This is a genomic window from Sagittula sp. NFXS13, assembly GCF_040148795.1.
Classification (GTDB): Bacteria; Pseudomonadota; Alphaproteobacteria; order Rhodobacterales; family Rhodobacteraceae; genus Sagittula; species Sagittula marina.
In genome coordinates, this window is record NZ_JAGEMH010000037.1 from 1 (window position 1) to 11,549 (window position 11,549).

An 11,549-nucleotide genomic window follows, 5' to 3' on the forward strand; every position below is an offset into this window, starting at 1 on the left:
GCCCACTGGTCAACGCGATCCGCACCGCGTCCTTGCGGAATTCGTCCGTCCGTTTCAGTCCCATATTCAGTCTCCTTTGTTGCAGTAAATGCTATCAAAGGAGCGGCATCAAACCGCGACAGGTCCACAACCATCACCGTCCCCACACGAGCCTCGACGGGCTCATACCGTGGGAGTATCACCAACTGTCAGTAGAGGAGCAAAACCTGATCAGAGCGAACTAAATGGCGCGGTCTCCAAAGGGAGCAGGTCAGGTCGAAATCGATGATCATACCCAAAAAACTTGGTCCACCCAATTGCGCCAAACCAAACGAACGTCCCGTGAGCGAGTATCAGGCAGGGCTAACCTTGAGCATGCATCGCTAATCGAACTTTCAAAAACCGACGGCGGTGAGGCGAGCGCCGATCATTCAACGCAAACGGTAAACGTCCTGCCCACGTGAAACTTCAAGCCATCAAGCTAACCCAAATGTGGTTTCGGGAACTAGTTTACGGCGTGTGTAGCGTGCGTTTCGCGACAATTTTCAGTTTTCATACTAAGCGGCTCGGGTTTTCCAGAAATATTCAAGACACACAACACGCACACCAACCCATTGTCTTTGCTTTATTATATTTGAATCTGGCTAGTTATAAGATTGCGTGCATCGGATCAGTTTTGCCTCCGAACATTCCCTGCGGTTTCCTGAAATGTCGGAACCGTTTGTTAAGACAGCATGCGTATTTCTACTTGGCGTCAGACGTGCCACCGATTGGGGGCACACCGTGCCACCAAGGATGCAGTTCGCGATGCCAGACATAAATTTTCACGCTCTAGGACCGACACGCGCCCGCTCTGGAGAAGACCCGCTTGTGTCCTTCCTGCTCAATGCCAGGAAGGCCCCCGTAACCGTTTCTGCCCGCGACGTCAGTCGGCTGGATTCGCATCGGTTACAGCTTCTTCTAGTGGCCCAGAAACAATGGTTGGTCGACGATGTGCCCTTCGAGGTTTCGGACACGTCGCCCAGCTTCCGCGAAGGGCTCGAACGGCTTGGGCTCAATTCCGATCATTTCGACAGGGAGATGCCCCAATGACGACGAAGGTCTTGGCGATCGATGACTCACGCACCATCCGCAACTTGCTAAGAGTCTCTCTTGAAGGTGCCGGGTTCGAATTTCACTCCGCATGCGATGGTCAGGAAGGCGTGGAAATTTTCCCCGATGTTGACCCGGATGTGGTCATCACCGACATCAATATGCCGAAGCTGGATGGCTTTGGAGTGATCGACTCGCTGCGCAGCGGTCCAAACCGCACCAACGTACCGATTCTCGTGCTGACGACAGAAAGCTCCGACCAGCTAAAATCCCGCGCCAGAAACTCCGGGGCCACCGGCTGGATCGTGAAACCCTTTGATGATGCATCGCTCGTCTCGGTGCTGCGTCGCCTGACAGGACATATGGGCTGATGAGCGGGAACTCGATTAGAGATACCTTTTTTGAGGAATGCGAAGAGCTCCTCGAAGCATTGGTAGAAGGGCTAGCCTTACTTGAGGAAGCTCCGGACGAAATGGACACGATTAACGCGGTGTTCCGCTCGGTCCACTCAATCAAGGGCGGCGCTGGCGCGTTCGGCCTCGACCGGCTCGTAAATTTTGCCCACGCTTTTGAAACCGTTCTGGACAAAGTGCGCGACAAGGAACTTCACATCGACGAGAAGATGATGTCTCTGGCGCACCGCTCCGGTGACCAGTTGCAAGATCTTGTCTCATCTGCACGAGACGATAGCCCCCTTAATGAAGAGGCCGAAAGTGGCCTCATCAAAGAGCTCGAAAGCTATCTCGGCGGCAAGTCTGTCGTGGAGGACTTCAGCTTTGATGCGCTAACCCTAGACTTTGACGGACCAGCAGTAGTTGTCGATATCGACGAAGGCGCAGGTGGCGCACGGAGCTTCAATATAAAGTTCAAGCCAACTCGGGCGCTATATGAAAATGGTCACGAACCGCTTTTGATTTTCGATGCCTTGGCGGAACTAGGTGATCTAAGCGTTACCGCAGACCTGAGTGGCCTGCCCGATTTCGACTCTTTCGATCCCAACGATGCCGTTATCGCGTGGGAACTGACTTTGCTCACCACTGAGACGGAGACGACACTTCACGAGGTGTTTGAATTCGTCGAAGGTCTTTGTGAACTTGATGTCAATGTCGAAGACGCACCCCAAGGGATTTCGCCTCAAGCTTCCGCGGTCACGGCACCGACGGTCGAGGTCGATATCCCGTTCGACGACGTCCCTGCGACGGAAAACCCGGGCGCCCCTGCACAAGTGAGCCCAGCAGACGCAGGAGGCGGAAAGGCCTCCTCTGCGAACAGCAAGGAATCGCGCGGCCCAAAGCCGACACTGCGTGTGGATTTGGACCGAGTAGACAGACTGATCAACACAGTCGGTGAATTGATCATCAACCAAGCTATGATCTCACAACGCATAGAAGAACTTGATTTACCAACCGTCGCGCATCTGACGAACGAACTGGAAGCCTACAAGCTACTTGCACGAGACATCCAAGAAGGGGTTATGGCGATTCGCGCACAACCCGTAAAACCGTTGTTTCAGCGTATGTCACGGATTGTGCGGGAAGCATCAGACGCCACCGGAAAAAAGGCTAAGCTCGTCACAGTCGGTGATTCCACCGAGGTGGATAAAACTGTCATCGAACGCCTTGCTGACCCTTTGACCCATATGATCCGAAACGCCGTGGATCACGGGCTGGAAAAACCAGAGGTTCGAGAAACAGAGGGGAAGGATTCGACCGGAACCATTCGGCTATCTGCAGCGCACCGTTCTGGCAGTGTGTTCATCGAAATTTCCGACGATGGCGCCGGTTTAAATCGAGAAAAAATTCTCGAGAAAGCGGTCGAAAAACACCTTGTACCAAAGGATGCAGAGTTATCCGACCCGGAAATCGACAATCTTTTGTTTTTGCCGGGTTTCTCAACCGCGGGGCAGGTATCGAACCTTTCCGGACGCGGTGTTGGTATGGATGTCGTCAAAAATGCTGTTCAAGCGTTGGGCGGTCGCGTGTCGATTACTTCGATGCAGGGCAAAGGTACGACGTTCACGATTGTTTTGCCACTCACGCTCGCCGTGATGGATGGGTTTGTTATTTCCGTAGCGGACCAAACGATGGTCATTCCTATTTCTTCGATACTAGAAACAATCAGGCCCAATGTTCGCGACATTCATATGGTCGGCACGGACAGCCATGTCGTATCGGTCCGCGGATCTTACGTACCCATTGTCGACGTCGCAGGAAGCCTTGGATTGCACAGCGGCGACAACTCTGGTGGGACGGGTATCCTCTTGTTGGTCAGCACTGAACTACAAGGTCTGACGGCGTTGCGGGTCACCGCCATCCACGATCAGCGGCAAGTAGTTATCAAGAGTTTGGAAAGCAATTACGCAGCAATACCTGGCGTATCAGCAGCGACCATTCTAGGCGACGGTAAAATCGCGCTGATTCTCGACCCGGAAGAAATCATCAACCTCGGCCACTCTGCCGGGCCTGATCTCTTTTCACAGCCCCCAAAGACGGAGCTTCGTCATGTCTGAAACAGCTGAAGTGCGCGCCGATACGCAATTCGAATTCATCACATTTTCTGCCGGAGGTCAGAACTATTGCCTAGAGATCACACAAATTCGTGAAATACGCCGATGGACTCCAGTCACGGCGTTACCGCATACGCCCGCCGATGTGTTAGGCGTGATGAACTTGCGCGGAGCAGTCATACCCATATTTGATTTGGCAGCGCGTTTCGGGCTCGGTGCCACACCAGCGAATGAACGAAACGTTGTGATCGTTGCCGCTATGGACGGCACAACCATTGGCCTATTAGTCGAGTCGGTTTCCGAGATTCTTTCTGTCGAAAAAAGTGCTATACAAGAAACGCCCGACATTAAGTCGGAAGCCACGCGGCATAGCATCTTGGGCATGATTTCGGTGGATGATACGATGGTCCGGGTCGTGAACCTCGAAGCGGTTCTTGATGCCGGGAAGGGTGTATCTCTATGACCCAAACCGTCGGAGGACATGGTCGGGATATCCCATTCAGCGATTCCGATTTCCGGGCAATTTCCGACCTAGCCCAAGCGGAATTTGGACTCAATCTTGCGGAAAGCAAAAAGCCACTCGTCTATTCCCGGCTGTCAAAGCGTCTTAAAGCGCGAGAGTTGGACAGTTTTCCAGACTACCTTGCACTGCTCAAACGAAGTGAGGAAAATAATGAAAGGCTGGAATTGATCTCAGCGCTGACGACAAATGTGACGAGCTTTTTTCGCGAAAACCACCACTTCGAAATGCTTAGAGATGACGGTTTCCCAAGTATGTTTGACCGGCTCAAAGAGAGCGGCCGCGGGCGAATTTGGTCCGCGGGATGTTCCTCGGGCCAAGAACCTTATTCTATTGCAATGACCCTACTCAACAAGATGCCCGATGCCGCACGCAGAAACGTAAAGATACTTGCCACTGACATCGACCCAAAGATCGTCGCGCGCGCACGTCAGGGCATTTACCCCAAGGAGGAGGCAACAGGCATTTCAGAGCTATTCCAGAAAAACTTTACACATAAGACCGAGCATGACGAACTGGGCATGTCCGATACTTTACGTGAGATAATCACTTTTGCTGAATTGAATCTTATGAGCGACTGGCCTTTCAACGGTCCGTTCGATGCGATTTTCTGCCGCAATGTTGCGATTTATTTCAATCAAGAGACGCAGCAGCGCCTCTGGTCACGCTTTTGCGAAATGCTCGCACCCGGCGGCTTGCTTTTCATTGGGCATTCCGAACGGGTCACGGGGGCCGCCACTAGGGAACTTACTGGCGTCGGCATTACCAGCTACAGAAAAACCGGCTCAGGTAGCCGGCTTGCGTCATAAAAGGAGGCTCAAATGGGCTTGAAGGAATCGCTTCGGATCTTGGTTGTCGATGATATGGCGACCAGTCGTGGTCTTATCACTCAGGCACTGGATGATATTGGCATCAAAAATTATGTGACCGAAAATGATGGTCGGCGTGCGTTTGAAAAACTAAGCAAAAGCCCAGTTCACCTAGTGCTTTCGGACTACAATATGCCTGGCCTAGACGGTTTGGGCCTATTGAAAGCTGTGCGAACCAACGGTCCTACTCAAAAGATTGGCTTCATCCTCGTGACCGGGCGACCTACACCCGAAATCGTCAACGAAGCTAAGAAACTTGGGTTGAACAATATGATCAAAAAACCGTTCACCTCGGATTCTATGAAAGCTTGTATTGAAAGCGTGGTAGGGCGCCTTTGATGAAAAGCGCCGAGACACATTTGCCACTAAAAGTGGCCACGGAACGTGTCGCTGGTGAACTAGAAGGCCTGTACGAACGTCTTGAGAGGCTGGAATATGGACTTGATATGGTCTTCGTACACACCTCCGACGCGCTGGATGGGCAAACCATCAGCATGCTGCAGGAGCTGGATATGCTTCGTCAATCGCTCGGGGCGCTGTCGGACTTTCTTATACACGTCGCGCATGAGACTACTGCAGACGGCTTGGTCGACCCCGGACCGGCCCTTAAAGCCGTCCCGTTGCGTGACATGGCGGTCCGGCTTGCAGGAAAGACAAAGGAAAGCCCGGTCTCGGGCCACGCTGAATTGTTCTGATGTGCCATGGCTACTGACGCGCGCTCAGCGGCAATAGTCATGGGCAAGCAGTCGCTCCGAAAAAGGGGATGAAATGACACGCCGAAGTATCGTCGTCGCCTTGCCCGACGCAGCACAACGCAGACGAATGACGCGTATGGTGAGCGCGCACCCTATGTTTCAAGTTATTGCTCAAACATACGATTTGATGAGCACTTACTCGGAGGTAGAAGAAAAACGCCCACGTGTTGTGCTTATAGCTGCTAGGTTGGCTGCTTTGCCAGAGTTCGAAGTCATGCGTGCCTTGTTCTCCACCTTGGACGTGCGCTGGTTAGTCATCAATTCGCCTGAAGGGCCTAAATCCCAGTTTGCTTCCAATGGTACAACTCGCGCGTCATCGGATCTTTTCTCGATATCCGATGACGTGCCTGAGGAGATAATTTTGCGTCAGTTACTCAGCCTGACTCGTATGGAGGTTACTCGCCAGCCCGCTGCTAAACCGCGTGACCCGTCTAAGCGACAGTTCTTGCAGGAGACGCTGACCGAAAAAGTCGCGAGCCGGATGAGAACGCCGCCACGAGCTCGCATTGATGGTGCACCTGCGCACAATCCAACTTCGAACACGGATGTTATTCAAACGATCTTGATAGGTGCGAGTACAGGTGGCGTCGATGCTTTGTTGTGCATACTGTCATGTTTTCCGGCTGATTGTCCGCCAACGCTCATAGTGCAACACACCGGTGCTGGATTCGGCGAAAGCCTCGCTGGCCTGCTAGACCGTCAATGTCGAGCAAAGGTCGAGCTTGCTGAAAACAGTATGCTAATGCGCCAGGGCGTCGTGACCGTAGGCGCTGGAACGCGCCGACACCTTGTCATGGAAGATTGCAAACGTCTGATCTGCGGTCTTTCCGAAGGTTCACCGATGTCCGGCCACATCCCATCTGTCGATATGTTGTTCCACTCTGCCGTTCCTATGGCGCAAAATGTAAGCGCAGCTCTACTGACCGGCATGGGTCGAGACGGTGCGGAAGGTTTGAAGGCGCTACGCAACGCGGGCGCGCGTACGATCGCTCAGAATGAAGCTACCAGCGTTGTTTATGGAATGCCCCGTGCCGCCGTCGCAAGCGGAGCGGCAATGAAAGTTCTGCCCATCGAGGAAATAGGCCCAGCGCTTTTAAAATCCGCCAATGTCGCGCCCCTCACAGGAAAGGATCTCCACAGATGAATGCGGGAACAGAACGTTTGGTCAACGTCATCCAGGGCGACTACTCAATCTCCGACGATGAATCTGAAATTCTTACGACCGTTCTGGGGTCTTGCATCGCTGTGTGCATGTTTGACCCGATACGCGGCATCGGCGGCATGAACCATTTTCTTTTGCCCAGCCGTGAGGGCGCGGAAGGCGCGAATGTTCGGTACGGTGCTTACGCCATGGAATTGCTGATCAACGGAATGTTGAAACAGGGTGCCGAACGCTCTCGCATTCAGGCCAAAATTTTCGGCGGTGCCAGCATGATGGGTAATCTCCGAGACATCGGATCGTCCAATGCTAAATTCGCCAAGGGCTTTCTTGCAGACGAAGAAATCCCATGTATCGCCGAGAGTACCGGAGGGACCTCGGCACGACGTATTCGTTTTTGGCCCACCACGGGACGTGTACGGCAATTGCTGGTGACTGGCGATGTGGAGCAATTGCCAGTGGAGAAACCCAAACTGCCAGAGCGTCCTGCCAAAACCGACGACATTGTCCTGTTCTGACTATCACGCAATCTAGCGTGCAAATGTCGCCTTGCGCTACCTCACTGGAGAGAGCAACACGAGGATAGGACGGCAGTGCAAGATAGGCTCCGTCAAGACAAATTTGGCGACGGGGTGCAATAGATGCAGGCAGCGGACTTGCCGTTTACTCGGGATCTGGTTTTGATCGGCGGCGGTCATACCCACGCGTTGGTGCTGAAACGCTGGGGCATGTCCCCCCTGCCCGGCACACGCGTCACCATTGTCAATCCAGAAGCCACAGCCCCCTATTCGGGCATGTTACCGGGCCATTTGGCCGGACACTACAAGCGAGAAGCGCTGGACATTGACCTCGTAAAGCTTGCGCGCTTCGCCGGGGCGCGGATTATCATTGATCGCGCCGTGGCTCTCGATCCGCTCGCACGTCGTGTCTCACTCGCTTCAGGAACACAGATTGGTTTTGACACCGCATCCATTGACGTTGGGGTTACGTCTGGGATGCCTGACGTAATTGGGTTTGCCGATCACGCAGTGCCCGCGAAACCGTTGGGTCCTTTTGCCTCACGGTGGCGCGCGTTCTTGGACCAAGACGGACCGTCGGATGTGGCGATCATCGGGGGCGGCGTTGCGGGAGTCGAGATTGCCATGGCATGTGCCCACGCTCTGCGACAGCGCGATCGCCCAGCAAAGGTACATCTGGTCGAACACTCAGTAGCCTTGAGCACACTGCCCGACAGGTCTGTCCGGCGTCTGCGCAAGGCAATGCGAGACCAAGGCGTAACGTTGCATGAAAACACCAAAATTCAGCGCGTGACTGAGGAGGGTTTGGAGACGGATAGCGGTCTGATGCCTGCGCGCTTTGTCTGTGGTGCAGCCGGGGCCCGACCTCACCCCTGGCTCAACGACACAGGATTATCGTTGAAGAACGGGTTTATTGAGATCGCTCAGACGCTTGAGAGTTCTGAAAAGGACGTGTTCGCCACCGGCGACTGCGCCCATATGGTGGCCAGTCCCCGACCGAAAGCCGGCGTCTATGCAGTACGGCAAGCGCCGATCCTTTTCGACAACCTGCGCGCCAGCCTGTCTGGCCAACGACCCTCCCGGCAATATCACCCGCAAGCGGACTATCTCAAACTCATTTCCTTGGGGGAAAAGGCGGCCTTGGGTGACCGCTATGGCATAACGTGTTCAGGTCCTTGGGTCTGGCGGTTGAAAAACCGAATAGACCAGAAATTCATGAACAAGTTTCGCGATTTGCCCGCTTTGTCCACGCCCGAAATCCCGCGCAACCATGCGGCCGGATTGGACGACCTGCTGAAGGGCAAGCCTCTCTGCGGAGGATGCGGAGCGAAAGTGGGACAACCCGCTCTGCGCGCAGCACTGGCTGGACCTTACGGCACGGACGCGCTTCCCGGCGACGACGCTGCCGTGATCGAGATCGGCAACACGCAGACCGTTTTGAGTACTGACCACCTTCGTGAGATGGTACGCGACCCTATCGCAATGACAAAAATTGTAGCACACCATGCACTTGGCGACATCTGGGCGATGGGCGCCACACCGCGCGCGGCCACTGCCAACCTTGTTATTCGGCAAGCTTCCAGCCGTATCGCCACACGAGTGTTGGAGGAGATCATGACAGCAGCGCGAGAGGTCATGCGCGACGCAGGCGCTGAGATCGTCGGCGGTCACAGCTCTCAGGGTGCTGAAATGACCATTGGGTTTACGCTGCTTGGCACGTGCGAACGCACGCCGATCACGCTGGCCGGGGCACGGTCCGGCGACCGGATTTTACTGACCAAATCCATCGGTTCTGGTCTTATTATGGCCGCGGAGATGCAGGGCCTCGCTCAGGGCGACTGGGTGGCACAGGCGCTGTCCCGAATGACCCAATCGCAGCGTGCAGCGTCAAATATTTTGCGCCACGCCCATGCCATGACGGACGTAACCGGCTTCGGCTTGTTGGGGCACTTGCACAACATTTGCGTCAATTCGCAGGTGAATGCGCGTATCGTGCTTCACGCGGTGCCGCTGATGACGGGGGCATTGAATCTGGCCGAGACCGGGTTGCGCGCCTCATTGCACGACACCAATCGCATGATCATGCCAGAGCTTCCGAAGGACGCACTCCACGATTTGCTGTTCGACCCACAAACTGCAGGCGGCCTGCTGGCGACAGTTTCAGCTGACGACGCCCCCGAAGTTTTGGAAAGATTGATCGACGCCGGCTATGAAGCCGCCGATATCGGCGAAATCACTAGCGCCGCGACGCAACAGCGGCCTCAGATTTCCATCGTCTGATGATGCTCAAGCTGGGCTGCGATCCGATCCGCGAGCGCGTCCAGCGCCGGAGGGTCGAGCGTCTCCGTGGTAAAGCTTTGTAAAACTTTCGGATCAACAGCTTTCATGGCCTTGCGATATGCAGGGTCGTAATGATCCTCCGCCAGTGACGCACACAGCTCGACAAGCTGACCATCGCGGGACAGCCGACACCATGTATCAACGAGTTCATGCCCCCGGTGAAAACGCAGTGGGCTTAATTTTTCTGCCAGCGCCTCCGGATCGGCGAGGATGTCGGCATAGGCTTCCGCAAGATACCGCGCGCGCGCCTGTGTCGGGGCGAACACTTCGATCCAGGGCGCGGCCTTCATCACCTCCCAAAGACTGGGGGGCAGAACAATATCACCAATCTTGGAGCTTTCCGCCTCGACAACCACTGGCCTCGTTGGGTCCAGTGCCAGCAAGGCCTGCGCCAATGCGGTTTCAAATCCTTTTTGCCTTGGCTGACCACCAGGTAACCCGCCAAGAAGCGAACCACGATGATGCGCCAGCCCTTCGAGATCAAGCACTTGCACCCCGCGCGCCTGAAGAAGTGGCAGCAACGCGGTCTTCGCTGTGCCGGTATATCCGCCAAGCTGGATCATGCGAAATGGCAGCGGATTGTCATATAAATACTGCACCACCAGTCGCCGAAACGTCCGATACCCGCCTTCCACCAATTCCGAACGCCAGCCGATCTCCTTAAGCATCCACGCAAAAGTGCCCGAGCGCTGCCCTCCACGCCAACAATAGATCAACGGCCGCCATGATCCGTCGTGAATTGCCAACGGACCGGCCACATGCCGCGCGGCATTCTGGAACACCAATGCCGCGCCGAGTTTGCGTGCTTTGAACGGGCTTTCCTGCTTATAGATTGTTCCGACGCGGGCGCGTTCCTCGTTGTCGAGCACAGGCAGATTGATAGCGCCAGGAATGTGATCCTCGGCGAATTCGGCAGGGCTGCGCACGTCAATCACCGTATCGAAGCCGTGGTTCAGTAAGCCCTGCAGGGTTTTCGAAGCGCGTGTCATGGCCGTCGGCTTAGCCTAATCCCGTTCTTCTGGGAAGCATGAGAACGCAATGAAAGAATCTGAAATTTTGCTCTTGCGCACAGATTGGCGAGGGGCTATTCCGCCCTCACCCAAGGGGCAACGCCCCACAGCCCGTGCCCGGGTAGCTCAGGGGTAGAGCAGTGGATTGAAAATCCTCGTGTCGGTGGTTCGATTCCGCCCCCGGGCACCATTTGAAAATCATTGAAATGTAATGGATTTAGGTGCCTAAGGCCTTATCGAGTTTATGCGAACACTGCTCTGGGACGACAGCGGGACGGCAGACTTCCCTCCCTTGATTGGTTGCTTCAAACACGATTACTGGCACATTATCGTTTCCGGCGAAACCTGATCGACATCATGTCTTCTCCAGTTCACCAATCGGAGAAGAAAAATGAAATACGAAGACACCCCCCACGACGTTCTGCTGCCGATCGCGGTAGTGTGTGAGATCGTGGCTCGCTCCAAGGCAAGTATCTATCGCGACATTGACCGCGGAACGTTTCCCAAGCCGCAGAAACAAGGCCGTTCGAGCCGGTGGCGCCGATCTCTCATTATGAAAGTGGTCGAAGGGAAGTTCCCGGAGTGATACAAGCAGTCTAATGCAATCCGATACACACAACTCTCTGGCTTGTCCCAATGCGACTCGACAGTGGAAGGCTTAACTTTTGAGCCATCTGGACCTGTCGCGGTTTGATGCCGCTCCTTTGATAGCATTTACTGCAACAAAGGAGACTGAATATGGGACTGAAACGGACGGACGAATTCCGCAAGGACGCGGTGCGGATCGCGTTGACCAGTGGG

At 54.8% G+C, this 11,549-nt stretch carries 12 protein-coding genes and 1 tRNA gene; 12 read left to right on the top strand and 1 reads right to left on the bottom strand.

Going from position 1 to position 11,549, the window contains the following annotated elements; genetic code table 11:
• Positions 1-786 precede the first annotated feature (786 nt).
• The 10 genes from J4E08_RS24215 to selD all read left to right on the top strand — a co-directional run bounded on the left by J4E08_RS24215 (position 787) and on the right by selD (position 9,678).
• Positions 787-1,071 carry an STAS domain-containing protein gene (locus tag J4E08_RS24215; RefSeq protein WP_183970494.1) on the top strand — a complete coding sequence of 95 codons (285 nt, stop codon included), beginning with the start codon at positions 787-789 and terminating at the stop codon, positions 1,069-1,071.
• Positions 1,068-1,442 carry a response regulator gene (locus J4E08_RS24220; RefSeq protein ID WP_183970492.1) on the top strand — a complete coding sequence of 125 codons (375 nt, stop codon included), beginning with the start codon at positions 1,068-1,070 and terminating at the stop codon, positions 1,440-1,442. The genes J4E08_RS24215 and J4E08_RS24220 overlap by 4 nt, the downstream gene beginning before the upstream one ends.
• Positions 1,442-3,580 carry a chemotaxis protein CheA gene (locus J4E08_RS24225; RefSeq protein WP_349540699.1) on the top strand — a complete coding sequence of 713 codons (2,139 nt, stop codon included), beginning with the start codon at positions 1,442-1,444 and terminating at the stop codon, positions 3,578-3,580. Before J4E08_RS24220 ends, J4E08_RS24225 begins: the two co-directional genes overlap by 1 nt.
• Positions 3,573-4,040 (top strand): chemotaxis protein CheW, encoded by a 468-nt coding sequence (locus J4E08_RS24230; RefSeq protein WP_183970488.1) that lies wholly within the window; start codon positions 3,573-3,575, stop codon positions 4,038-4,040. Before J4E08_RS24225 ends, J4E08_RS24230 begins: the two co-directional genes overlap by 8 nt.
• Positions 4,037-4,906, top strand: a complete 870-nt coding sequence (locus tag J4E08_RS24235) for a CheR family methyltransferase (protein WP_349540700.1) — start codon at positions 4,037-4,039, stop codon at positions 4,904-4,906. Before J4E08_RS24230 ends, J4E08_RS24235 begins: the two co-directional genes overlap by 4 nt.
• A 12-nt stretch (positions 4,907-4,918) precedes the next feature.
• Positions 4,919-5,305, top strand: coding sequence for a response regulator (locus J4E08_RS24240; protein WP_183970484.1), 387 nt, complete (start codon positions 4,919-4,921; stop codon positions 5,303-5,305).
• Positions 5,305-5,661, top strand: a complete 357-nt coding sequence (locus tag J4E08_RS24245; protein WP_183970482.1) for a DUF8776 family protein — start codon at positions 5,305-5,307, stop codon at positions 5,659-5,661. Before J4E08_RS24240 ends, J4E08_RS24245 begins: the two co-directional genes overlap by 1 nt.
• Positions 5,662-5,734: 73 nt before the next feature.
• The gene (locus tag J4E08_RS24250) at positions 5,735-6,865 is read left to right on the top strand and encodes a chemotaxis protein CheB (protein ID WP_349540701.1); all 1,131 of its coding nucleotides are present in this window, start codon (positions 5,735-5,737) and stop codon (positions 6,863-6,865) included.
• Entirely contained in the window at positions 6,862-7,398 is a 537-nt protein-coding gene (locus J4E08_RS24255) for a chemotaxis protein CheD (RefSeq protein ID WP_183970478.1), read from the top strand. The genes J4E08_RS24250 and J4E08_RS24255 overlap by 4 nt, the downstream gene beginning before the upstream one ends.
• A 123-nt stretch (positions 7,399-7,521) precedes the next feature.
• The gene (selD, locus tag J4E08_RS24260; protein ID WP_349540702.1) at positions 7,522-9,678 is read left to right on the top strand and encodes a selenide, water dikinase SelD; all 2,157 of its coding nucleotides are present in this window, start codon (positions 7,522-7,524) and stop codon (positions 9,676-9,678) included.
• On the opposite strand, the gene mnmH is transcribed toward selD, so the two are convergent.
• Positions 9,660-10,727 carry a tRNA 2-selenouridine(34) synthase MnmH gene (gene mnmH, locus J4E08_RS24265; protein ID WP_349540703.1) on the bottom strand — a complete coding sequence of 356 codons (1,068 nt, stop codon included), beginning with the start codon at positions 10,725-10,727 and terminating at the stop codon, positions 9,660-9,662. The genes selD and mnmH overlap by 19 nt on opposite strands.
• A 136-nt stretch (positions 10,728-10,863) precedes the next feature.
• Between mnmH and J4E08_RS24270 the strand changes: the two genes are divergently transcribed.
• Positions 10,864-10,938 (top strand) — tRNA-Phe (locus tag J4E08_RS24270).
• 201 nt (positions 10,939-11,139) lie between these two features.
• Positions 11,140-11,334, top strand: coding sequence for a helix-turn-helix transcriptional regulator (locus J4E08_RS24275; RefSeq protein ID WP_349540704.1), 195 nt, complete (start codon positions 11,140-11,142; stop codon positions 11,332-11,334).
• Positions 11,335-11,549: the final 215 nt, after the last annotated feature.